This is a genomic window from Paenibacillus sp. P46E (assembly GCF_001909095.1).
Taxonomy (GTDB): domain Bacteria; phylum Bacillota; class Bacilli; order Paenibacillales; family Paenibacillaceae; genus Paenibacillus_AQ; species Paenibacillus_AQ helianthi.
Genome location: NZ_LVYZ01000077.1, coordinates 133,930 through 157,650, shown reverse-complemented (window position 1 = coordinate 157,650; position 23,721 = coordinate 133,930). Strand labels below are relative to the sequence as shown.

Genomic DNA, 23,721 nt, shown 5'->3' with positions numbered 1-23,721 from the left:
TATCATCAGGCTTTGCCTGTGTATACAATACATTTTTGACGAGAAAAAGGGAGGGTTTCAATTCATGACAAGAAAGAAAGTGAAACCGTACGTGCTGCTGATGGTCTTGACCTTGCTCCTCAGTGTGCTGGCAGGCTGCAGCGGTTCGAACAATACCAAGAATACTGCAGACAATGCCGAGGCTACCAAGGCTGCTAATGGAGGTACTGCCAGTGCAACTGCAGAGGCTACGGCGAAAGCCGAAGACTTAAGCCCTCTCACACTCTCCTTCTTCGCAGAAGACCCGAATCCGAACTGGAATAATATGAAGGACGATGTCAGTAAACAGATTACAGAAAAAACAGGCGTTACGCTTGATGCGGAATTTGCCGTAGGAGACCCGCAGCAAAAGATCGCCCTGATCGCAGCCGGCGGTGAATATCCCGACATCATCTCCGCCAAAGGCGACATTGGCAAGCTGGTCGATGCCGGAGCGGTGATCGATCTGACCGAACTCATCGATAAATATGCGCCCAATATCAAGCGTGTGCTCGGCGATAACCTGGCCCGGGCGAAATATACCAATGAAGACCAGTCCATCTATTCCATCCCGACCTGGGCTGCGGTAGATGAGAAGAAATTCGTGGCTGGCGGCGGATTCGAGCTTCAGCACCGCGTCGTAAAGGAAGCCGGATATCCGGAGATTAAGACAGTTACAGATTATGAAAATGTGATCAAAGCCTATCTGGAGAAGCACCCCACCGATGAGAACGGCAACAAAAACATCGGGGTCTCCCTGAACGCGGATGACTGGCATATGTACATTTCTGTAACCAATCCTGCCGTGTCCACAACAGGCGGCTCGGATGACGGGGAATACTATGTTGATCAGGAAACACATGAAGCGATCTACCACTTCCGCCGTCCGGAAGAGAAGGAATATTTCCGCTGGCTGAACCACATGAATGACATCGGCCTGCTCGACAAGGAGAGCTTTGTGCAGAAGTATGACCAATATAAAGCCAAAGTTGCCACAGGACGTGTGCTCGGCCTGATTGACCAGGACTGGGACTACAATGATGCCCAGCAGGCACTGAAGACAGCAGGCAAATTCGAGCAGACCTACGGTCACTATCCGGTAACGCTAAAGAAAGAATATAAAGAAACCAGCTTCTGGCCTACCGGCTTCATGGGCGGTTACGGGATCTCAATTTCCAGCACCAACCCTGATCCGGTCCGCACCATCAAGTTCCTGGACTACCTTGCATCCGACGAAGGACAAATTCTGAATAACTGGGGCATTGAAGGCAAGCATTATAAGGTCGAGAACGGCAAACGGGTGGTTCCTGCCGATGTTCAGGACCGGATCAACAATGACAATACAGCATTCACCAAGGAATCAGGCATCGGCTTCTACTGGAATATGATGGTCCACTATGGAGACGGAGCCAAGGATTCGACCGGCAACTATTACACCAAAAACTTCCCTGAACAGCTGGTACTCGGCTACAGTGACGTTGAAAAGGAAACCTTAGCTGCCTACAAAGCCACCACCTGGAAGGATCTCTTCCCGAAAGAAGAAGAATTCAAGGAAAAGGCATATGGAGCCGCATGGAATATCGCCATTCCGGGCGAGGATGAGGTCTCTATTCTGGGCAATAAAATGAGAGATATTACGTGGAAACGTATCCCTCAAGCCATTCTGGCCAAACCGGCTGACTTCGATAAAATCTGGGATGCCTACATGGCAGATCTAGACAAAGCCGGAGTGGAAAAAATGGAAAAGGGCTATACCAAATACGTACAGGACCGTGTTGCATTGTGGAGCGGTAAATAAGAGCAACCAGCAACACCAAGAGCCATGCGGGAAATCCGCATGGCTCTGTTTTACGCTGTACATCTCTGCATGCCCGCCGCAAAGGTCACTGAGATGAACATTACTGTGAACATTGCTGGAACACTGAGACGAACGCTGAAATGCCCGGATGGGACAAGATTAAGTGGAAAAAGTGAATCTAATTCTTCCCCATCTTACTCCCCGCAAGTATTAATTGGAAAAAGGATAACTAATCCGGACGGTTCCTACCGGTACAGGTGAATTCAATGAAATGAAGTTTACTTATTCCCGCTATTTATTCTATAGTATGCCTTTGAGTCAAATTAAGTTTACTCTTGCCACTTCACTGCCCTGCAGTTCGTGTTCACCCTCCATCTCTGACGCATACACGGATACGCTTTGGCAATGGCTGCCTTGGAAGATCCGTGAATATATCCGAGAATCCGGTTTCTCCAGATTGATCCCTTCTCAGGGTAAGAGTCCCTTGGGCAGCGGAATAGGAGCCGTCCGGCCTAAGACGTGAAGAAGTGATGTTACTTGGCCAACGGAAACCTGAAATACCGCTCGGCGTTATGATAGCAAATGTCCTGAATGATGCCTCCCAGAAATGCCAGATCCCTTGGAGCTTCCCCGCTCTTAACCCAGCCCCCGATCAGATTGCAGAGAATCCGGCGGAAATACTCATGCCGCGTGTAGGACAGGAAGGACCTGGAATCCGTGAGCATCCCTACAAAGCAGCTCAGCAGACCCAGATTCGACAATGATGTCAATTGCTTAAGCATGCCGTCCTTTTGGTCGTTATACCACCAGCCCGAGCCGAAATGAATCTTCCCCTTGATTCCGTCCCCCTGAAAAGAACCCGCCATAGCAGCCAGCACATCATTCTGTACCGCATTCAGATTGTATAGAATCGTCCGCGGAAGCTCTCCGGTCCGTTCCAGACCGTCGAGCAGCTTGTACAAGCTGTCCGCGTAGCTGCCGTCTCCGATAGTATCGAAGCCTGTATCCGGGCCAAGCTCACGGAACATGCGTGAATTCGGATTGCGGATCGCTCCGATATGCAGCTGCATCGCCCATCCGCAGGCAGCGTATTTGCGCCCCATTGCCAGGAACAAAGCTGTTGCATACTGATCCGACTCCAGGCGGCTTAAGGCTCCTCCGCTCAGGCGTTTACTGAAGATGGCTTCCAGAACGGATGGCGCTGCCTCCGCAAAGGGAAGATGCGCGAACCCGTGGTCGGAGATTTTGCAGCCATGCTTATCAAAATACTCAATCCGCTCCAGCAAGGCACGTTCCATGAGTGTATAGGAAGTGATAGCATAGCCTACAGCTTGCTCCAGATTGCGCACATAATCCGGAAAAGCATCCGAATCTATCTGCAGCGCTTTATCCGGCCGGAAGGTCGGTGTGACTCCGGTCTGGAATTCCTTTTGCCCGGCAATTTGCCCATGGTAGTGCAGATCGTCGGCCGGATCATCCGTTGTACAGATCCATTTCACACGGGAACGGGTAATCAGCCCTTGCGCCGTGAAGCCGTCCTGGGCAATCAAGTGATTACAGTGGTCATAAATCCGCCGCCAATTCTGCGGATTCAGCTGCTCCTCCACGCCAAAGTAAGCTTTCAGCTCCAGCGCCGACCAGTGATACAGCGGGTTGCCCACAGTATACGGCAGCACCTCGCTCCACTTGGCGAACTTTTCTTCATCCGGGGCATCACCGGTAATGTATCTCTCTTCAACCCCGAACGTTCTAAGCGCCCGCCATTTGTAATGGTCTCCGCCCAGCCACACTTCAGTTATGCTGCCAAACCGCTTATTCTCAGCGATCGCCCCCGGGTCGAGGTGGCAATGATAATCGATAATGGGCAAAGCATCAGCATATTCATGGTAGAGTACCCGGGCTTCTTCAGTCTGCAGCAGAAAATCCTCATGAATAAAAGCCTTCATCGTTAGGCTCCCTTCCCCTTATCTCAAATACTCCTCCAAGGTACCCCGCACAGCTCCCGGACCCGCAAGCATCTCGAGAAACATGCCCTCAATCTTGCTTCCGAGGCCAATTGCATAGAGCGGGACACCAAAGAGCTGCTCATCCTCAAGAATCGGGCGCACATTTGCGGACCGGTCTCCGAGGGTAATTCCTTGAAGATGTCCCTGCAGTGTTTCCAGCAGCGGATCAGGACTCAGTGTGAAGGCTTCGCCTTCATCGTTCACTCCAAGCAGATAACGGCACCAGAGCGCAATGGCCAGCGGTATGGCTGTCAGCTGCGCGGGGTCCAGATCCTCCCGGCGGATATATGATTTAATCGTTTCTCCGAACCGGATGCCCACCTTCTGCGAGGTATCGGTCGCAATCCGCTGCGGCGTATCGGGGATGAACGGATTGGCGAAACGCTCGGTCAGCACTTCGTCCAGGAACTGCTTCGGACTGAGAATGCCCGGGTCTACAACAACCGGCAGACCTTCCTTATAACCGATAATCTCCACGAACTTCCGCAGAGTATCATCCTTCATCTCATCCGCGATCAGGGTATAACCAAGCAGACAGCCGGATACGGCAAGCGCCGTATGCAGCGGGTTGAGGCAGGTTGTGACCTTCATCGTCTCCACATTATTGACCGTATCCCGGTCGGTGAAAATAATACCCGCTTCCTCAAGTGGAGGGCGTCCGTTCGTGAACTTGTCTTCAATCACCAGATATTCACTGATCTCCGCATTGACGAAGGGGGCGGTATAGGTATTCTTGGAGGTAATGATTACATCCATACCGCCGATTCCCTGCTCCAGCAGCGCAGCCTGCACGGATTCCGAAGGGCGCGGTGTGATTTTGTCGATCATCGACAGGGGGAAAGCAATCAGTTGCTCATTCTCCAGATAAGCCACGAAGCCTGCCTCGACCAGACCCTTAGCCGCCCATTCCCTGGCAATCGTCACCACACCGTTCTTCAGCTTGTCGCCGTTATGGGAGCAGTTGTCCATACTGACAAAGGTCAACGGATAAGCACCCTTCAGATAACGCTTGTATGCAAGAGAGGCCACAATGCTCATGGCATGAACCGGCTGCTCCGGTCCGCCCTCGATGTCCTTGTCCACGATGCCCAGATACTTTCCGTTTGGACCCGTGAGCGAGTAGCCCTTCTCCGTAATGGTGAAGCTGGCCATTTGCAGGCTGGGGTTCTCGAACACTTCCGTGAGCCGGCGGGAATCCGCTTCACGGCTCTTATCCGCAGCGATTCCCTCTACAATACTACTGACGATTCTTTTCTGAAAGCCGCCGCGTGCATTCATCAGCACCAGCAGCGTCAGATTGTCATATGGCTTGTAGACCTTATCGATCATTTCAAAATCAAAGGTTTCCGCCGCGATGATACCTGTATCCGCCTTACCGTTATCCAGCAGCTTCTGATGGGCATTGGCTACGAATCCCCGGAAGATATTGCCTGCACCGAAATGAATCCATTCCGGCTTTTGCGCTGTATTCTTTGCCACCTGCTCATAGTCGAACTTCGGCAGCTCTACTCCCGCAGCGGTCCAGGCCGATGCTTCTCCTACGATACTGCTTCTGTTCAGGCGCAGCATTTATTCTGCCCCCTTGACGTTGTCCAGGCTGTCCCAGACCCCAAGCAAATACATGATACCCAGCGCTCTATCGTAGAGACCATAGCCCGGACGGCAATTTTTCTCTTCACCCCAGAGATGACGCCCGTGGTCCGGACGGACATATCCAGTGTAACCATTCTCATGGTAAGCCTTGACAACCTCCGCCACATCGACGCTTCCGTCACGCCCGCGATGCGACACCTCAATGAAATCGCCGTTCTCATACACCTTCACATTGCGGATATGAGCAAAATGAATACGGTCATGGAACTCGCGGATCATCGCCGGCAGATCGTTCTCCGGATTCGTGCCAAGTGATCCTGTGCAGAAGGTCAGACCATTGTACGGGCTGTCCACCAGTTTCAAGAAGCGGCGGATCATCTCCCGGTTGCGGATAATGCGCGGCAGCCCAAAGATCGGCCAGGCCGGATCGTCAGGGTGAATGGCCATTTTAATATCCACTTCTTCACACACCGGAATAATGCGTTCCAGGAAATACTTGAGGTTCTCGAACAGCTTATCTTCGGTCACATCCGCATAGGCTGCGAACAGCTCATCCAGCTTCGCCAGACGCTCAGGCTCCCAGCCCGGCATGGTGAACTTCCCGGCCCCCTTAAGAATCCGGTCGACCATCTCACGCGGATTATCGGTAATGGCAGCCTTTTCATAAAAGAGGGCATTAGAGCCGTCAGGCAATTCCTTGTAAAGCTCCGTACGGGTCCAGTCAAACACCGGCATGAAATTATAGCAGATGACCTTTACGCCGACTTTGGACAGCTTACGGATGGTATCGATATAAATATCGATATATTTATCACGGCTCGGTAAGCCGATTTTGATATCATCATGAACGTTGACGCTCTCCACTACAGCCGTGCTGAAGCCCTTGCTGGTGATTTGATCGGCGACTTCCTGAATCCGCTGCATTTCCCACACTTCACCGGCTACCTTCTCATGCAAAGACCAGACGATACCCATAACCCCCGGAATCTGCCGGATATGGTCAAGCGTGATATTGTCATTGCCCTCACCATACCATCTCCACGTCATGTTCATTGATATACCCTCCTATGGTTGTCATCCTAACTAATCTTGTATACAAGATTTTCTTGATCATAAAATAAGATCCGGCTATTGTCAACACAATATAATCGAGAGTATATCTGCCCACTACCCGCACATCTCCCCCATGCATCCGATAAACAATTTTATTATCTCTGAACATCATGTATACTAGTGTTATCCTTATTAACTATTGGAAAGCAGGAAGAGATATGTCGATCAAAGCTGAAATCATGAATACACTGAAACACGAGATTCTTACCCTTTCCCTGAAGCCGGGCACCATTCTGAGTGAAACCGCCCTTTCCGAACGTTTTCAGATTTCGCGGACGCCGCTGCGTGATGTGCTGAAACAGCTTGCACTGGAATCCTATACCGATATTTATCCCAAAAAGGGGAATATTGTGTCCTACATAGATCTTGAATCCGTTGAACAGATCACTTATCTGCGCAGCACGCTGGAGAAAGAAATTCTTAAGGATCTGTCTTCACAGCTGTTGCTGACAGGACTGCATGAGCTTAAAGAAATTCTGGAGAAGCAAAGGGAAGTCATCGGAAAGGAAAACGACATTGATTCCTTTCTGAATCTGGATGATGCGTTCCACCGGGCGATGTACCGGCTTGCCGGACGTGAGTTTCTATGGAATTTGATTCAGCAGTCCAATGTGCATTACCTCCGCTACCGCAGGCTGCACATGCTGAAGACCGAGAAGCTGGAGGGAATCTGGAAGGAGCACCAGACCCTTCTCGAGCTTCTGGTACACAAGGAGACGGAGAAGATCGGCCCGCTGATCCATCACCATCTCCGGGAAGATATCCATTCGCTGGACTTCCAGGAGAATTTCTCGGAGTATTTGTCAAAGGGTGTATAATAGTAACAACTTATTTTAAAAGGATGTCATACAATGCTTCTTGCTGTGAACCGGACGCTTAATCGAATGATGCCGCTAATCACTCCGCTCAGTGTTCTGACTGGAGTACTCTGCGGAAGCTCGCTTTCTTCATATACCTACCTGGCTCCCTGGCTGTTCGCTTTTATGACGTTTGCCGGAAGCATCAGCCTCGGATTCAAAGATTTCGTGAACGTACTCAAAAAACCGCTGCCCTTATTCGCCTGTTTGTTCATTCTGCACATCGCCATGCCGCTGGTTGCCGCAGGCATCGGGAATGTGCTGTATCACACGGATGAATTTACAATCACAGGCCTTGTACTTGCCGCAGTTATTCCAACGGGGGTAAGCAGCTTTATCTGGGTTAGTATTTACAAAGGAAATACTGCACTCACCCTGTCCATCATTCTGATCGACACCATGCTGTCTCCTTTTATCGTACCGGGCGTATTGTCTCTGCTGATTGGAACCAGCGTAGAACTTGACGCGGGTGCAATGATGAGCAGCCTGTTCTGGATGATTGTTGTCCCTTCACTGGCGGGCATGGTGCTTAATGAATGGACCAAAGGCAATATCGCGCCCGTGTGGAGTCCGCGGCTGAATCCCATCTCCAAGCTCTTCATGGCATTCGTTATCATCATTAACGGTTCTGTGATTTCACCATACTTAGCGGACATTAACCTGCATCTGGTTGGCCTGGCCTTTGTTATTGTGTTTATGGCTTCCACCGGTTACGTGCTGTGCTTTCTTACAGCGAGGGTTTTGCGCTGGAATGAAGCAGACGAAGTCGCCCTTATCTTCAATGGCGGCATGCGCAATATCAGCGCCGGTGCTGTACTGGCAGTGTCCTATTTTCCCGCTCCGGTGGCTGTCCCCGTCGTACTCGGCATGGTGTTCCAACAGCTGTTAGCTTCACTCGCAGGTTTTCTGCTCAGCCACCGCACCAAGGTCAGGAATTCGGCCGATCAGACCACTGCTGCGTAGGTTTTGCCTCTGTTGTTAATTCTCCCCGCTACCATCTAAAACCAGCCACAGAGGCACCTTATTTCCCCATTCTCATGTTCACTGTTTCTACTAATCTGCACTATTGACCATTGGAATATTGTCACATATTATTACACCTATAAAATAAATTCTAATTACTGGAATTCAGTCAGGTGGTGCTTCCATGGTCCCTACTACAGCCACGATTCGCGATCATTTAGCAGTGTATCTGTCGCAGCAGGGGATGTCTATTAATCAATTTGCGAGTCAATCCGGCATTAATTCAGGAACGCTCAGCCGGGTGCTTAACAATCAGCAGCCGATTGCCATGAATCATCTGGAGCGCATCACCCAGGGAATGCAATTACCGGAGGATCATTTCTTCAGCCTATATGTGGACGAATGCTTCTATCATTCACCACCGACCTGGCGGCGGTTACGGCCGTTTATTTTGCGTTCAGCGGCATTGGACCGCCTTGACTGTATTGAACAGGTAGCATATCATCTGCTTGAGAATCTGACCTATGTGCCCATGCTGTTCGAAGTAGCAGAAGGGCTGTTCGAGCAAGGGCAGTGGCAAGCCGCTGGTTTGTTGTATAAGAATGTAAGTGCAAGTGAAAAATATCAGAATTCCGAGCGGCTCGCGTTATGTCAGTTCCGCTTGTTTCGGATTGCCTTGGGAGACGATCAGACTCTTAATCTGCAGGCGGCTCTACTCTTTGAATGTTATGTGAACCGGCTGGATGAAGCGGATCAATTGGATGGGTTGAACCATTTAATCAATGTTTATTATTCTCTTCACAAGTGGCGAAAAGTGGATGAGCTCTCGCAGGAAATGCTCCGGTTAGCCACTCTTCGTTATCACCTTCAGCAGCACTCTAACCGCAAACAGAGTAACGAGAAAAAACCTGTTAAACCACTCTATCGCTACATCTTCTACTCGCATCTGATGCGTGCAACTGTCTACGAGGAGAACAGGGACTATAAGTCGGCACTTAAATTCGTAGCTAACTATATGGATGGAAGCTGGGTACAAGAAGACGATGAAGATGCCAAGAGGACTGTAGCCCAGTATCAGGAGTGGGGCACCGCAAATACCATGCTCTATGGATTAATGTCAGGGCAGCATGAAATACTGCCAGAATATGTGGAATATATCGCTCCTCAAAAGAATGAAATTTTTGTTGCTTTATATAATATCATCATATCGGCTAACCGCTATGATTGGAATGTCGATCACATTCTTGAACGGTTTGCCGCCTATATTCCTTACCGGACAAACCTAACAGAATTCGGCAAGTACAATCAGCAGATTATGGAGGATCAATACGCTCGGTTTCTCGTTGAACTAGCAGTCTATCATTTACATAATAACCGTAATAAAGGGATTTCCTTGATCCTTCAGAGTTTGGAATCATCTGCTAGAATCAATAACGATAGTAATGTCATCAAATGTGTTGATCTATTTGAACAACATCGGCATCAAACAGATGAAGAGGAAAAAGAGCAGTACAAACTTCTAATTAGAAAGGTGCAGGTCTTAAATGAAAAGAAAACTCATCTTACTTCTAGCTTCGTGTAGCCTGGCTGTCGCAATTATTGTACCTGTGTTAACCATTGACCCAGCTGTAAACAATAATACTCAAATGTTAGTTGAAATTATGGGACACGGTGCAGGTGGCGACTGATTCTCCCCTCTGAACGCCTCACATCACACAAAGACCGCAAGCCCTATCTGCTTAAGATAGACTTGCGGTCTTTGTGTTGAAGCCTGTTTTAGTTAACAGACTTATCGTACTGAAGATAGACAACATGCGTTTGCAGATATTCGTTCAACCCGTGTTTGCCGTCCGCTCCGCCGATGCCGGATTTTCTCCAGCCTGCATGGAAGCCTTGCATGGCTTCAAAGTTCTCCCGGTTAATATAGGTTTCCCCGTATTTGAGACGCTTGATGACTTTCATGGCAACGTTCAGATTCCGGGTATACAGAGAAGAGGTCAAACCGAACTCACTGTCATTGGCAAGCGCGATCGCTTCATCCAGGTTCGAGAATGAAATGACCGGGATGACCGGGCCGAAGATTTCCTCTTGTACGATCTCCATTTCATTGGTGGCACCGGTAATGACCGTTGGCTCAAAAAAGCTGCCTGCACCCTCAACTCTTTTACCGCCAAGGGCAATTTTAGCCCCCTCTTCAACGGCACGGTCCACCTTTTGCTGTACGGATTCCTGCGCCGCCTTGTTAATCAACGGGCCCATTTGAATATCCTTGTCTTTCAGCGGATCGCCATACTTCACCGCTTTCATGGCTTCAACCAGACGGGTGGTGAATTCGTCTTTGATCTTCTCATGCACATAGACCCGCTCCGCACAGTTGCAGACCTGCCCGGTATTAATCACCCGGGAAGCCACAATCGCCCGGACGGCCAAATCCAGGTCGGCATCATCCATAACAATGGCAGGTGCCTTGCCGCCCAGCTCCAGACTCACCTTGATGATATTCTCGGCTGCCGCCTGCATCACCTTTTGTCCGGCCGGCACGCTGCCGGTAAGACTGACCATCCCGACTTTTGGGTTGCTGGCCAATTCATTACCGACCTCAGCGCCTCTGCCCGTGACAAGGTTGAATACCCCTTGGGGAAGACCGGATTTGTCGACGATTTTGGCAAAGGCCACCGCATTGTTCGGAGATTCGGCACTAGGCTTGACTACAATCGTGTTGCCCGTAATCAGCGCAGGGGCCATTTTTCTGGCAATCAAAAAGAATGGAAAATTCCACGGCAGAATGCCGGTCGTTACCCCAATCGCCCGCTTGAACACAAAAATATTCTCATTATCACGGTCACTCTGAACAATTTCCCCTTCATAGCGGCGTGCCCATTCTGCCATGTAATCCATATAGTCGGCTGTAAAATTAACCTCTACCGTAGACAATTCCAGTGTCTTGCCTACCTCCTCAGAGATCAGTCTGGCAAGGCTATCCGCATCCGCCCGAATCCCTTCGGCAATGGCATGAAGATACTTCCCTCTCTCCACCGCAGGGGTTTCTTCCCAGACAGTCTGGGCCTCATCCGCAGCATGGATAGCACGCACGACATCGTTCCTTGTAGCTTTGGGAACCTGTGAAATGACTTCATCTGTTGCCGGATTGGTTACATCCATCCACTCTTTGCCTTCAGATTCGGTAAATTGGCCGTTGATGTACATCAAATGCTTTTCCACTGTTTCTCCCCCTTAAGGTAGATTGTTCCATTTGCCCTACCATAGTGTAAACGTTATCATTATTTTTTGTCAACAACATTCACATTTATTATTTGTTTTTGTGTTGTTTTTCATTGACTTTTTGAGTTAAGCTATTATCACGAAGGTTATGATTGGAGGGGCAGGAATGAAAGTCAGTATTTTTTCCACTTGTTTAGTAGACCTCATTACCCCGAATGTCGGAATGGCCATGGTTGAAGTTCTCGAAAGGCTGGGCTGTGAAATTGATTTTCCGGCCTCGCAGGTGTGCTGCGGTCAGCCTACTTATAACAGCGGTTATCTGGAAGATTCCAAGCTTGCCATGAAGAACATGATGCTTGCCTTTGAACACTCGGATTATGTCGTGGGTCCGTCCGGCTCTTGCATCGCTATGTTCCATGAGTACCCAAAAATTTTCAAAGGTGATCCACAGTGGGAATTGAAAGCGGTTGCTATAAAAGAGAAAGCTTATGAATTTACGCAGTTCATCGTACGGGTGCTTGGCATCACCGATGTGGGTGCAAGGCTGGACGCAACCGCCACGTATCACCGTTCCTGCCATATGACAAGACTGCTGGGTGAACGGGAAACCCCCTTCCTGTTACTTGAACAAGTAAAGGGACTCCAGTTGGAACCGCTCAAGAACAGCGATAATTGCTGTGGCTTTGGCGGAACCTTTTCAGTGAAAATGCCGGAAATCTCCGGGCAAATGGTCGATGAAAAATGCGGCTGTGTGGTGGAAACCGGAGCGGATATTCTGATCAGTTCAGATATGGGCTGCCTGCTCAACATCGGCGGACGCCTGTCCCGCAAGGGCGAACCCGTAAAGATCATGCATATTGCAGAAGTGCTGAACCATAGCCATGCTGCAGTTGCCAAAGGAGGTGGCCAGACTTGAGCCTGCAAACGGATAAACGGGATTTCAATACACGGACTTCAGATGGCCTCGGTGACCCGTTCATGAGGAGTGCAGTAGGTTCAGCGCAGGACAGCTTGAAGACCAGGCGCCTGTCCGCCGCCACCGCTCTCGGGGATTGGGAACAATGGCGTACCCTCGGCCAGCAGATCCGCCAGCATACGCTGAAGCATCTGGATTATTACCTGGAGCAGTTGGCCAGTAACATTGAGGACAAGGGCGGGCATATCTATTTTGCCAAAACCAAAGAGGAAGCAAGCGGCTATGTCCGGGACATCATCGTACAAAAAAAAGCTAAAAAAATCGTCAAATCCAAATCGATGGTCACCGAGGAAATTGAAATGAACCGTGTTCTGATGGAAGCCGGCTGTGAGCTGATCGAGACCGATCTGGGTGAATATATCCTCCAGATGGATGATTGGGACCCGCCTTCGCATATTGTAGCTCCTGCGCTGCATAAAGACCGGACACAGATCTGCAGAGTGTTCAAGGAGAAACTTGGATATACCGGAGATGAAAGTCCCGAGAACCTCGCCCGTTTTGCCCGGACAGTCCTGCGGCAGAAGTTTCTGGAGGCGGATGTCGGGATCACGGGCTGCAACTTTGCCATCGCTAACCTGGGAGCGATTAATCTGGTGACTAATGAAGGCAATGGTGATCTCACAGCCGCCATACCGAAAACACATATCGCGGTGATGGGCATGGAACGAATTGTGCCAACGCTTGAAGAGATGGAGGTTCTGGATAATCTGCTCTGCCGGAGCGCGGTTGGGCAAAAATTGACCAGCTATATCACGGTGATGGGACCCTCGGCAGCCGGAGAGACGGATGGTCCGGAAGAGTTCCATTTAGTTGTAGTGGACAACGGCCGGTCCGATATTCTCGGAAGCGAGTTTGGTGAAGCCCTGCAATGTATACGCTGCGGTGCCTGTCTTAATGTCTGCCCGGTCTACCGTCATATTGGCGGGCATGCCTACGGGTCCATTTATCCGGGCCCGATCGGAGCGGTAATCACTCCGCTGCTGGGCGGATACGATGATTATAAAGAGCTGCCTTTTGCCTCCAGTCTGTGTGGTGCTTGTACGGATGTCTGTCCGGTCAAAATTCCGCTGCATGAGCAGTTGATTCTGCACCGTCAAAAAATCGTGGAGGAGAATCGCACCGGTGCCACGGAAAGATTCCAGATGAAAACGGCAGGAAGGCTGCTGTCCTCCCAGGCTTTATTCGGCAAAGTGATGCGTTTTGCGAACCCCGCAAGCCGGCTGATCAGCAGACATGGCCGCATTGTGAGAGGACCAGGACTCATCCGCGGCTGGATCAACGCCCGTGATCTAAGCCAGCCGGTCAAGCAGCAGGACAGCTTCCGGGTCTGGCTTGAACAACGCAAAGGAGGCTCGGATCAATGACAGCATCGAACAGGAACTCTTTTCTGGACACAATTGCTTCCAAGCTGGGACGGGAAAGAATCAATGACGTACAGCGTCCTGATATGCAGGACCTGATGCCGGGCAATTCCAGCAGTTATACAACCGGTGAGCTGGTAGACATCCTTAAGGAGCAATGTTTCTTCATTCATACTCAGTTCATTGAATCGTCTCCAGAGATCCTACAGAAAACATTAAATGATTTGATCGATGCCAACGGTGGTGGGGCTGTAATCACTTCCGGCGATACCCGGTTTGCCGAGTATGGGTTGAAATTCGCGGCCGGACTCGTCTGGGAAGAAGCGGCTGGAAGAGAGCAGAATATTATGCGCTCCGAATCGGCCAATACGGCAATTGTCTTCGCCGACTACGCACTAGCCGAGTCCGGAACGATTGTCGTGGTGAGCCGCCCGGATCAGGGTCGCTCCCTCCATTTTCTGCCCGCCCACTATATTGCGGTGATTGAAAAAAAGCGGCTGGTCCTCCGCTCCACCCAGGCTGCAGCAGATCTGAACAGTAGGATAGAGGCAGGTGAGCCGCTGGGTTCATCTATCAATTTCATCTCCGGTCCTTCAAATTCCGCCGATATTGAAATGCAGCTCGTTGTCGGGGTACACGGCCCCTTGAGAGCAACCTATGTGCTTATATAGTTGAAATCCCGCTGAGTACCAAGTCCAAACCGCCAGGCTCCATCCTTATAAACTATGTAACGTGAATTTGAGAACGGTAGATCATCATTGCGGAATGTCTTATTAATCAAGGCGGTTTCGCAATGATGACCACTATCTATTTTCAAGTTCTTTTTTCGTTGCTCATTGTGCAATTTTGCCCATTGTGCAATAATGTATTTTGATCAATAGAGCGCAGACTGTTCTGTCTCAAGAAAGGAGGCCGCATGGAACTTGAACCCCAACCCGACACTACGTGATAAAAAAAAGGAAGCCACTGCCTATGCCTTGGCTGAAGCTGCCTTTGAGCTGGCGATGAAGCAGGGCATGGATGGTTTTATCGTCGACGATATTGTTCAGCAAGCCGGATACTCCCGGCGAACCTTTGCCAATTACTTCTCGTGCAAAGAGGAAGCGGTAGCGGAGTATTTTATGGGCAGTGCTTCGAAAGAGGATCAGAATATGCTGTTCGCGGGCTTGCCTCCGGACGCAACTCCGCTGGATGCCTTGTATAAGTTGCTTAAGCTGCAATTCACCTCTGAGTTCCTGCATAAATTACGGCAGTTCGTATCACTCGCGAATCAGTATCCGTCCCTGGAGCCATATATCCTCAGCGTATTCCGCCGCTTGCAGACCGCTGCACAGGAGGTACTAGAGCGTTTCTCCCATGGGCGGTATGCCGACGGATATACCCATCTCCTTGCCGGTGCGGTCTACGGAGCGTTCGTGCCCATACTGGACGGACGTATGAACGTGCTGCTGCCGGGAGAAGCAGGGGATGAAAGCTCCGGTGCCATGCCGTTCGATCAGTATTTGAATTCCATGTTTGCTTATTTACGCAACGGCTTTTAAAACAGAGATAAAAAGGAGAAACCATCACATGTCTACTTTTCTATACCGGTTGGGTAAATCGGCTTATTCCAAGCCGTGGTATTTCCTCGCAGCCTGGATCGTCGTTCTTGGTGTTGTTGGCACTTTGTTAGGCGTTAATGGCATACAGTCCAGCTCCGAAATGAAAATTGAAGGTACAGAATCGCAAAAAGTGCTGGATATGCTGGCTAAAGAGCTTCCCGCTGCTGCGGGCGGCCAAGCAAGCGTCGCCTTTACTGTACCGGACGGAGAACGTCTGGACACGCCGCAGCGGGTAGCGTTGCTCCAGAAAGCTATCCATGATGTCTACAGTATGGACTATATCATTAACCCCGTAGAACTGGCCGCCCAAGCAGCTGCTCAAGCCGGGGCTGCTGACCCGTCAGCGGCAGCAGGCCAAACAGCTCCTGCCGGACAGACTGGCGCAGCGGACCCATCTGCTGCTGCCGGACAATCTGCCGCGGCGGACCCATCTGCTGCTGCCGGACAATCTGCCGCGGCTGCTCAGGCTGCTCCTTACGGCCCGCTGATGGCTGACGGCGTTCCGGTTCCCGGAGTAATGCTGTCCGCTGACGGCAGCATCGCCCTGTTCCAGTTCCAGTTCACCGTTCAACAGACGTCGCTGCCATCTTCCGTACCGGATAACATCATCAACACCGTGACTGAAGTTGAACAGGCAGGCTCCGGCATCACAGCCATTCCAAGTGATTCACTGAAGAGTATACCAGCCATCGGCTCGACCGAAGCAGTCGGCGTAGTTGTCGCTGCGGTTGTACTCTTCATGACGCTGGGCTCTGTCGTTGCCGCCGGTCTGCCGCTGATTACCGCACTCCTCGGCGTTGGTATCAGTGTCGGCGGTGCTTTTGCCCTCTCAAGTGTAATCCAGATGAATGACATTACACCGGTACTCGCTATTATGATCGGTCTGGCCGTCGGTATTGACTACTCGCTCTTCATCGTTAACCGGCAGCGGCGGCTCATTCTTGATGAGAAGTTAAGTGCGGGTGAAGCGGCAAGCCGCGCACTCGGCACCGCCGGCAGCGCCGTATTCTTCGCCGGTCTGACTGTTATTATCGCCCTGTGCGGCATGCTGGTCATCGGTATCGGTTTCTTGTCGACTATGGCTCTCGTTGCTGCTGCCAGTGTTCTGATCAACGTTCTGCTGGCGTTAACCCTGCTGCCTGCGCTGCTCGGTCTGGTTGGTGAAAAAATCTGCACCGCCAAAGCCCACGCAAAAAGCACGGCTTCCGGAAATAAAGCCAGCCACGGATTCTCCCACCGCTGGGCAAACGCTACAGTGAAATACCGCTGGGTCATCATTATTCTGGTGATTCTGGTTCTTGGAACAGCGGCGATTCCGGTAACGAAAATGGAGCTGGGCATTCCTTCAGGTGCCTCGGCCAATCTGGATACCCCGGCTCGCCAAAGCTATGACATCATCTCCAAAGGCTTCGGTGAGGGCTTCAACGGACCACTGCTCCTAGTGGCTGAACCGAAGAACCCGTCCGGTAAAATTTCAATGCAGACAATTGGCAAGCTGGTTCAGGAGCTTCAAATGCATGATAACGTTACGCTGGTGTCCCCAATGGGCGTCAACGCGACCGGAAATATCGCCATTATCAGTCTGATCCCGAAAACCGGCCCTACGGATACGGAGACAAGGGATCTGGTGCAGGATCTGCGCGATCCCGCTTCCACTCTCGCCTCCGGGAATGATGTAACGCTTGGCGTGACCGGCTTCACCGCCATCAACATTGATATGTCTTCCAAGCTTTCCGACGCCTTCCCTCTGTATATCGGAATCATTGTGATCCTGTCACTGATCATCCTGCTGCTTGTTTTCCGGTCGGTCATTGTTCCGGTCAAAGCAACCGTCGGCTTTATTCTCAGCGTCCTCGCTACCTTCGGCCTGACTACAGCGGTCTACCAGTGGGGATGGCTGCACTCCCTGTTTGGCTTTGACACGGGGGGACCGCTGCTCAGCTTTATGCCGATTCTAGTCACCGGTATTCTGTACGGGCTGGCGATGGATTATCAGGTATTCCTGGTCAGCTCTATGCGCGAGGCTTACGTGCACGGACGCCATGGCAACGATAGCGTTGTTCACGGCTACGATCTCGCCAGCCGCGTTGTGCTGGCCGCAGGTGTAATCATGGTATCCGTCTTTGCCGGCTTCATCTTCGCACCTGACGCGATGATCAAACAGATCGGCTTCGCGCTGGCCTTCGGCATCCTGATCGATGCCTTCATCATTCGTATGACACTCGTTCCGGCTGTTATGGCAGTCTTCGGCGACAAGGCCTGGTGGCTTCCACAATGGCTGGACCGTCTGCTTCCGAACCTCGACGTCGAAGGGGATAAGCTGATCGCCAAGCTCCATGCCGAGAGCGACAGATCCTCCTGATTCATTAATAACGCTCATGCAACGGGGTGCTCATAAGGCCATGTAATTGGCTTATGAGCACCCCGTGTTTTTATGGGAATTGGATAGAAATCGATAAGATAGAGAACTGGTCGAACGACAAAGCCCAGGATACTTGGACGTAGCACACTATCCACATCAGTGAATTCCGATATGTCATTTAAAGAAATACATAACCCTACTGGGCCGACACATTCATACTGTCCACATTCGGTCCTTCCGTACCGGTAGTCACCACTTTAACCGTATTGGTTCCGGTATTCATGGGAACCTGAATGGTTTTTTCTCCCCAGGTTGACCAACTGCCGGTTGCTGCAAAGGCGGTATTGCTAATGACCTTGCTTCCGTTCACATATACGTCCAGGCTTCTTGTGCCTGTTTCCAGTGCATAGCGAAATTTCACATTTTTGGTCCCTGCAATAGCACAGTAGATGCTGCTCCACTGAATGGACGCATCGGTTGAGGCATTGAAGTTGACGTACCCGGTACCGGTATAGCCTGAATTGGTGGTTTCTGCCGCGGCATTCGTTAAAGTTGTGCCTGTTTCTGCTTCATAAGTGGTCCCAGTGTCTGTACCACTGCCGTTTCCGAGTGCAGCTACAAAGGTGGTCACACTTTGGGCAGGAAGCTGGGCTGTAAAGGAACTGTTCGACACATTTATGGATGCTCCGGAAGCAACCTTTCGGCTGGCATCCGTGATCCATGTAGATACGCTTGATGCCGTACCATTCTGCAGGACAAAGTTCTGGCTTACAGCTGAAGTGCTTTTGTTAATGGCTACTATGACAGCTTTGTTGTCGCCTTTGTATGCTGAAATGTATACGTTCGTATTTGGATTCTTTGTAGCGTCAACTCTTACATATCCAGGACGGATGAATTTGGCGAACTGAGCCATGCTATCCCCGCGCTTACTGATCGTACCATCCTCATTCATCGGACCGTACTGTCTGCGGATGTACCACCACACATATGCCTGAAAGTCCGCCTCTACCATAGCATTGTGCATATGATAAGCAACTTCCAGTGCCTCAGGCCAGCGGTTCGCAGAGTTATTGTCACTGTTGGGATAATACACTTCCGTCATCCAGAGCTCTTTCCCTGCTCCTTTTTGTTTGAAGAGCGGATAAGGAAAGTCATTAAACGAAGTGCCGTAGGTGTGCGCACCCAGAATATCCATATTGGCTAGTGCCTGTGAATCATTCAGGATAGGGTCCGACATATTCTTCAAATAAGAGAACGACTCAGGTGCTATAACCCGGCAGTTAATCGACCCTGCATTATTCTTCATAAAAGTAAGCATTTCTGCTGGAGTCCACCAGGTCCAGGTATGTGCATAATCCGGTTCATTTTGAACAGAAATCGCATAAAGATCCACACCGTTATTCTTCATATACGTAACGAAATCGTTCAGATGCTGCGCATAAGCAGCGTATTTATCGTACCTGAGCCGTTTGGCGGATGTATCGCCATTGTGATTGAAGGTCTCCGTCATGTCACCGGGAGGATTCCAGGGCGAAGCAAAAACTATGGCCCCGTGTGCGACTGCAGATTTTGCAGTTTCCACTTCTTTATACCAGTTATTTTTATTGTCATCCACATAGATTCGCAGGACAGAAAACCCTAACTGGTTCGGTCCATTGCCAAAAGCCGTTTCTCTTTGCGCTGCGGTCAAATCTCCAGCCCAAGCCGGAAGGTTAATGCCTCCAAACCCGCGGATCACTTGTTTCTCTGCTGATAAATTAACAGTCACATCGCTTGCTGCAGAAACTTTAGGAGGTGTAGGTACCATCATTACCGACAGCACAGTTATACATGCCAATAATGTACACAGTGATTTTTTTACCCCTGAAATCATTGTTCTCATCCCCTCATCGAGTAAATTCCTCCAAACCCTGCTCTTGTCACCTCCTGTCTGATCGAAGCGGCTGCCGTACCTTCCCTAAGCTTGTCCACATTTCTTGCAGCACTTGCAAGCGCTTCCTTTTCCTGTATTATAATAAGTATCTGCTGTATAATCCTTGCAAATAAACGCTACAATATTGCGCGGATACCTATAATCCCAAAAGTTACAATAAAAGGATCGGATGTTATGAATCAGGGTACCAACTATATTTTCGCACCTATTCAAAAAGAATTGTTTTGCTTTCATAAAACAACAGATACGGAGCTGATCAACCCGGCCTTGCCTTATCACCGCCACGATGCTTACGAAATATATTTGTTCCTAAGAGGCAATGCTTACATGTATCTTGAGCAGTCCTGCTACAAACTGTCTCCTGGCGATTTAATCATCATCAGCCCCGGCGAAATGCACCGTTGTATCTGTATCGACAACCAAATGTATGAACGTATAGGGCTGAATATCAAGAAGTCAGCCTTGGAGAGACTTTCAAGTCATCGCTCTAATCTGTTATCCTGTTTCGAATCCCATCCCTTCGGACAGCACAATCTAACCCGGCTCTCCCAGGACCAAATTGTGTTGTATTGCGGGCTTGCCGCGCAATTGATCTCCTGCCTCAACTCGGAGGCATACGGACAGGATCTTCTGGCGGAAGCCTACGCAACCCAACTGCTTGTGTTTACTAACACCCTGTATCCGTCATCCACATACCAATCGAACAATCTCATGCCGGAGCTGGTCCGCAAGACTATGACCTATATCCAGGAGCACCTGCTTGAATCTATTTCTTCTGAGCAGCTGGAGCAGCAGTTTCATTACAGCGGCAAATATATAAGCCAGCAATTCAGGGAGCATACCGGACTTACGATACGGTCCTATATTGTCGACAAGCGCATTTCACTGGCTATGATCCACCTGTCCGCCGGCAGGACCGTTGCCGAAGCCTGTGAGCTGTCCGGGTTCAGCGACTATGCCAATTTTATAAGGAGTTTCAAAAAAATAGCCGGGATCCCCCCGGGAAAATATAAAGCGGTTAAGCATGCTTGAGAGGCTCTTTCAACCTCTTACCACAGACCAAAAAGACAAAAAGCCAGAGGCAACTTTAGTTCGCCTTTGGCCTTTTTGTCTTTTTGGGGATATCGTGAGTAGTGGATTAATCAGAATTTATCAATCTTGTACCAGAATATGGGCAGCGGAAACCATCCTGTAGGCACTTCCACTGCCATATAACGACTGTGTTGTGTAAGAAGAAGCGCCTGAGCCTGCTGCTTGTTGAGGACAACTGCACCCGGTTTAGCCGACCGCTCGACAGTCACGCCACCCGCATCCACCCGCGCAGTAACCGGCTGACCGTCCATTACTGCGGAGAATTCCCCCTGGACAATCCCTGTGGTCTTGAACTTAAGCGTCAGATAAGCCTTCAAGACATTGGCGAAATCCAGTATATGATACATATCAGAGGTCTCGATAACATAGTCGTCAGCGATGCTGCCAAGAACCTCATTCAGAGAAATGTCATATTCCGGCGTATAAATCGTGATTCGCTCTGCTCTGCTATACCCCCTGTAAGCCTTGATCGTCCGTGCAATATCGTCCGCATTTGCCATCGCGAATTCAGATATTTCATCGCCTGCTTCGTTTACAATCAGATACCCGATCAGCTTCCCTTTATCCAGGACACCAAGTGCCTTTTGATGAAGGGAATTGAAAATAAGCGGCAATTGCTGTGAATTACGCTCAATATAAGCCAGCCGCGAGGTGTTTATGCTGTGCGCAAAGGCTTCTGCTCCTTCAATCTCGAATAACGGGCTGAAGGATATTCCAGTGTCGTTCACATCTCTTAAGCCATGACGCACATTGGCCTCCCCAACGAAATACTTGAACTTTACACCGCCAAGTGTGAAGCCGAAATACTCATATCTCTGCCGCTGACCATATAACACAACCATATCACACGTATTGCGCAGTTCTTCAAGCCACATGTCCATGAGTGCCTTCATATGCCCTTCGCCACGCGCACGCGGATGGACCGATACGGTACCCAAATAGCCGGTTCGCAGCGTATACTCACATACCGTCAGAGGCTCGGGAAAAACAGCCACCTGTGCGCGCAGCCCGCCTTTTTCATCCACAGCAACCTTATGCATAGCTGATGAATCTACGTTCTTGTCATAGGCTTTGGGCATCAGGGCTTCAAAATCCAAGCGAAAAGCATAGTTGGCCAAATCTATGCATTCCTCACGCTCATCGGGAGTTGCCGTTCTGTATTTAATCATTTTCCCCTATCCTTTCATAAACCTGCCGCATGTCATTCCGATTTCCTCCGCCCGGCTGCGGCCACATCAATTATAAGCTTTAATAGGAGCTATATTCAAAACAATCAAAATCTGCCGCATTGTCAGAGGCCGTACCGTTACTCGTACAATACATTCCTATGCAGCAGCCCACAAATCCGCCTGCCACCTCAGTACTCAAACTCCTCGTATCCACATGTTCTGTAACCAAATGATATTGATCTCCGTCCGTGCTGTAATAGAAGCTCAGCTCCTGGCCTCTTGCAGCCATCTTTAAATACAAACGCTGAGCATCTACCTCTGCCTGTGCAACATTCGTCTCCAGGCCATTGATGCAGGTCACAACTCGTAAGGCTTGTCTGTTATCATGCAACACACGCTCAAAGCGGATATGATACAGGTCATTTTGAATGACAGCCAAACCTGCCGATTCATGGATGCTCCCCGCCTCAAACTCCATCACTGCTGCAGCCGTATAATCAAAATGTTGTTGCCGCAAACAGACAAAGCTGAGATTATCCTGATCTTTAAACGTTTGAGGTTTTAGCTTTAGCCGCAAATATCCTTTACGTTCGGTCAATGAATATAAATCCGCCTGCGGATTTCTTAAGAACATCCATTGAAGTGCCAGTTTATCACTGTCAAAATGGTCGCAGCGTAATTGCGGCTCCACCGGAACCGGCGTCAATCCTATAAGCCCCTGCTCCTGCAGAATTCCCCGGCCCTCATTGACTACTGGCCATCCATCCTCCCAGATCACTGAAGCAAGAAACGTCTCCCGCCCCAAATTACTATAGCTGCCTCCATAAGGACGTGAGGCGAGCATCACCATATACCATTGACCGTCTTCAGCCTGAACTAAATCGGCATGCCCCACATTGATAACCGGATAATGTTTGCCCAGATGACGATGTGTAATGATCGGGTTGTTCGGATTCCCGGTATAGCCTTCTGTCAGCTTCTGGCTGCGTGCGACGGTCACCGCGTGATTCGGCCCTGTTCCCCCCTCGGCAATCATTAAATAATAGAAGTCATCTTTCTTGTACAGATGCGGCCCTTCCGGCCAGATCACATCTGTCATGGCACCTCTCCACAGGACATAGCTCTCCCCCGCAAGCTCCATGGTCTCCAAGTTCAGTTCCTGAATCCATACTTCCCAGTTGCCGTCATAACGTACTCCAGTCGAGTTAGGCCTTGTACCCAAATAATAGGTTCTTCCGTCATCATCAAAGAAAATCGTGGGGTCAATCCCCACCGCTCCTTGAATAAAATAGGGCTCCGACCACGGCCCGGCAGGATGGGTTGCTGTAACAACGAAATTACCGCCGTGTGTTACATTGGTCGTAATCATATAGAACATGCCCTCATGGTAGCGTAGGGTTGGGGCAAAAATCCCCCCTGAGTGCCTCGCACCCTGTAAGTTCAATTGTGAAGGGCGGTTAAGCACGTTGCCAATCTGCTTCCAATGGACAAGATCACGGCTATGGAAAATCGGCACCCCAGGAAAATAAGCAAATGTCGATGTCACCAAATAATAGTCTTCCCCCACCCGGCATACTGACGGGTCCGGATAAAAACCTGGCATAATCGGATTATTATAAGTAACGGAATTGTGTTCAATCGCAGTTGTCATTCTTTT

At 50.1% G+C, this 23,721-nt stretch carries 17 protein-coding genes; 10 read left to right on the top strand and 7 right to left on the bottom strand.

The window, feature by feature from the left end:
• Nucleotides 1–64 precede the first annotated feature (64 nt).
• Nucleotides 65–1,816: an ABC transporter substrate-binding protein gene (locus A3849_RS27820; RefSeq protein ID WP_074114321.1), complete on the top strand. Its 1,752-nt coding sequence runs from the start codon at nucleotides 65–67 to the stop codon at nucleotides 1,814–1,816.
• 533 nt (nucleotides 1,817–2,349) lie between these two features.
• Here A3849_RS27820 and uxaC read toward each other — a convergent pair.
• The 3 genes from uxaC to uxuA are packed head-to-tail and all read right to left on the bottom strand — an operon-like array spanning nucleotide 2,350 to nucleotide 6,468.
• Nucleotides 2,350–3,762 (bottom strand): glucuronate isomerase, encoded by a 1,413-nt coding sequence (gene uxaC / locus A3849_RS27815; protein ID WP_074114320.1) that lies wholly within the window; start codon nucleotides 3,760–3,762, stop codon nucleotides 2,350–2,352.
• Nucleotides 3,763–3,780: 18 nt separating this feature from the next.
• Nucleotides 3,781–5,391 (bottom strand): mannitol dehydrogenase family protein, encoded by a 1,611-nt coding sequence (locus A3849_RS27810; protein ID WP_074114319.1) that lies wholly within the window; start codon nucleotides 5,389–5,391, stop codon nucleotides 3,781–3,783.
• A complete protein-coding gene (gene uxuA, locus A3849_RS27805) occupies nucleotides 5,392–6,468 on the bottom strand; it encodes a mannonate dehydratase (RefSeq protein WP_074114318.1) in 1,077 nt (358 codons plus the stop codon).
• Nucleotides 6,469–6,686: 218 nt separating this feature from the next.
• Here uxuA and A3849_RS27800 point away from each other — a divergent pair, with 218 nt between their 5' ends.
• The 3 genes from A3849_RS27800 (at nucleotide 6,687) to A3849_RS27790 (ending at nucleotide 9,930) form a co-directional block, all read left to right on the top strand.
• Nucleotides 6,687–7,346 (top strand): GntR family transcriptional regulator, encoded by a 660-nt coding sequence (locus A3849_RS27800; protein ID WP_074114317.1) that lies wholly within the window; start codon nucleotides 6,687–6,689, stop codon nucleotides 7,344–7,346.
• Between the two features lie 33 nt (nucleotides 7,347–7,379).
• Entirely contained in the window at nucleotides 7,380–8,348 is a 969-nt protein-coding gene (locus A3849_RS27795; protein WP_074114316.1) for a bile acid:sodium symporter family protein, read from the top strand.
• Between the two features lie 184 nt (nucleotides 8,349–8,532).
• Nucleotides 8,533–9,930: a helix-turn-helix domain-containing protein gene (locus A3849_RS27790; protein WP_083613695.1), complete on the top strand. Its 1,398-nt coding sequence runs from the start codon at nucleotides 8,533–8,535 to the stop codon at nucleotides 9,928–9,930.
• 194 nt (nucleotides 9,931–10,124) lie between these two features.
• Here the strand turns inward: A3849_RS27790 and aldA are convergent, their stop codons facing one another.
• The gene (gene aldA, locus A3849_RS27785; protein ID WP_256701007.1) at nucleotides 10,125–11,570 is read right to left on the bottom strand and encodes an aldehyde dehydrogenase; all 1,446 of its coding nucleotides are present in this window, start codon (nucleotides 11,568–11,570) and stop codon (nucleotides 10,125–10,127) included.
• Nucleotides 11,571–11,736: 166 nt separating this feature from the next.
• Here aldA and A3849_RS27780 point away from each other — a divergent pair, with 166 nt between their 5' ends.
• The 5 genes from A3849_RS27780 to A3849_RS27760 all read left to right on the top strand — a co-directional run bounded on the left by A3849_RS27780 (nucleotide 11,737) and on the right by A3849_RS27760 (nucleotide 17,870).
• A complete protein-coding gene (locus tag A3849_RS27780; RefSeq protein WP_074114315.1) occupies nucleotides 11,737–12,486 on the top strand; it encodes a (Fe-S)-binding protein in 750 nt (249 codons plus the stop codon).
• Complete coding sequence (locus tag A3849_RS27775) at nucleotides 12,483–13,910, top strand: LutB/LldF family L-lactate oxidation iron-sulfur protein (RefSeq protein WP_074114314.1); 1,428 nt, start codon at nucleotides 12,483–12,485, stop codon at nucleotides 13,908–13,910. The genes A3849_RS27780 and A3849_RS27775 overlap by 4 nt, the downstream gene beginning before the upstream one ends.
• Nucleotides 13,907–14,578: a LutC/YkgG family protein gene (locus A3849_RS27770; RefSeq protein WP_074114313.1), complete on the top strand. Its 672-nt coding sequence runs from the start codon at nucleotides 13,907–13,909 to the stop codon at nucleotides 14,576–14,578. The genes A3849_RS27775 and A3849_RS27770 overlap by 4 nt, the downstream gene beginning before the upstream one ends.
• A gap of 252 nt (nucleotides 14,579–14,830) precedes the next feature.
• Nucleotides 14,831–15,448 carry a TetR/AcrR family transcriptional regulator gene (locus tag A3849_RS27765; RefSeq protein WP_074114312.1) on the top strand — a complete coding sequence of 206 codons (618 nt, stop codon included), beginning with the start codon at nucleotides 14,831–14,833 and terminating at the stop codon, nucleotides 15,446–15,448.
• 28 nt (nucleotides 15,449–15,476) lie between these two features.
• A complete protein-coding gene (locus tag A3849_RS27760) occupies nucleotides 15,477–17,870 on the top strand; it encodes an MMPL family transporter (protein WP_074114311.1) in 2,394 nt (797 codons plus the stop codon).
• 196 nt (nucleotides 17,871–18,066) lie between these two features.
• Here the strand turns inward: A3849_RS27760 and xynC are convergent, their stop codons facing one another.
• On the bottom strand, nucleotides 18,067–19,743 hold the full coding sequence (xynC, locus tag A3849_RS27755) for a glucuronoarabinoxylan endo-1,4-beta-xylanase XynC (protein ID WP_074114310.1): 1,677 nt from the start codon (nucleotides 19,741–19,743) through the stop codon (nucleotides 18,067–18,069).
• A gap of 234 nt (nucleotides 19,744–19,977) precedes the next feature.
• On the opposite strand from xynC, the gene A3849_RS27750 reads away from it, so the two are divergent.
• Nucleotides 19,978–20,835 carry an AraC family transcriptional regulator gene (locus A3849_RS27750; protein ID WP_074114309.1) on the top strand — a complete coding sequence of 286 codons (858 nt, stop codon included), beginning with the start codon at nucleotides 19,978–19,980 and terminating at the stop codon, nucleotides 20,833–20,835.
• Between the two features lie 110 nt (nucleotides 20,836–20,945).
• Here the strand turns inward: A3849_RS27750 and A3849_RS27745 are convergent, their stop codons facing one another.
• Together A3849_RS27745 and A3849_RS27740 are read right to left on the bottom strand one after the other, a co-directional pair.
• Entirely contained in the window at nucleotides 20,946–22,064 is a 1,119-nt protein-coding gene (locus A3849_RS27745) for a GNAT family N-acetyltransferase (RefSeq protein ID WP_074114308.1), read from the bottom strand.
• 79 nt (nucleotides 22,065–22,143) lie between these two features.
• Nucleotides 22,144–23,715, bottom strand: a complete 1,572-nt coding sequence (locus A3849_RS27740; protein WP_074114307.1) for a glycoside hydrolase family 43 protein — start codon at nucleotides 23,713–23,715, stop codon at nucleotides 22,144–22,146.
• Nucleotides 23,716–23,721 lie beyond the last annotated feature (6 nt).

Bases quoted from the DNA above. Each gene is read 5' to 3' on its own strand.
- A3849_RS27820 (WP_074114321.1), top strand. From the start codon at position 65: ATGACAAGAAAGAAAGTGAAACCGTACGTGCTGCTGATGGTCTTGACC.
- uxaC (WP_074114320.1), bottom strand. From the start codon at position 3,762: ATGAAGGCTTTTATTCATGAGGATTTTCTGCTGCAGACTGAAGAAGCC.
- A3849_RS27810 (WP_074114319.1), bottom strand. From the start codon at position 5,391: ATGCTGCGCCTGAACAGAAGCAGTATCGTAGGAGAAGCATCGGCCTGG.
- uxuA (WP_074114318.1), bottom strand. From the start codon at position 6,468: ATGAACATGACGTGGAGATGGTATGGTGAGGGCAATGACAATATCACG.
- A3849_RS27800 (WP_074114317.1), top strand. From the start codon at position 6,687: ATGTCGATCAAAGCTGAAATCATGAATACACTGAAACACGAGATTCTT.
- A3849_RS27795 (WP_074114316.1), top strand. From the start codon at position 7,380: ATGCTTCTTGCTGTGAACCGGACGCTTAATCGAATGATGCCGCTAATC.
- A3849_RS27790 (WP_083613695.1), top strand. From the start codon at position 8,533: ATGGTCCCTACTACAGCCACGATTCGCGATCATTTAGCAGTGTATCTG.
- A3849_RS27780 (WP_074114315.1), top strand. From the start codon at position 11,737: ATGAAAGTCAGTATTTTTTCCACTTGTTTAGTAGACCTCATTACCCCG.
- A3849_RS27770 (WP_074114313.1), top strand. From the start codon at position 13,907: ATGACAGCATCGAACAGGAACTCTTTTCTGGACACAATTGCTTCCAAG.
- A3849_RS27760 (WP_074114311.1), top strand. From the start codon at position 15,477: ATGTCTACTTTTCTATACCGGTTGGGTAAATCGGCTTATTCCAAGCCG.
- xynC (WP_074114310.1), bottom strand. From the start codon at position 19,743: ATGATTTCAGGGGTAAAAAAATCACTGTGTACATTATTGGCATGTATA.
- A3849_RS27750 (WP_074114309.1), top strand. From the start codon at position 19,978: ATGAATCAGGGTACCAACTATATTTTCGCACCTATTCAAAAAGAATTG.
- A3849_RS27745 (WP_074114308.1), bottom strand. From the start codon at position 22,064: ATGATTAAATACAGAACGGCAACTCCCGATGAGCGTGAGGAATGCATA.
- A3849_RS27740 (WP_074114307.1), bottom strand. From the start codon at position 23,715: ATGACAACTGCGATTGAACACAATTCCGTTACTTATAATAATCCGATT.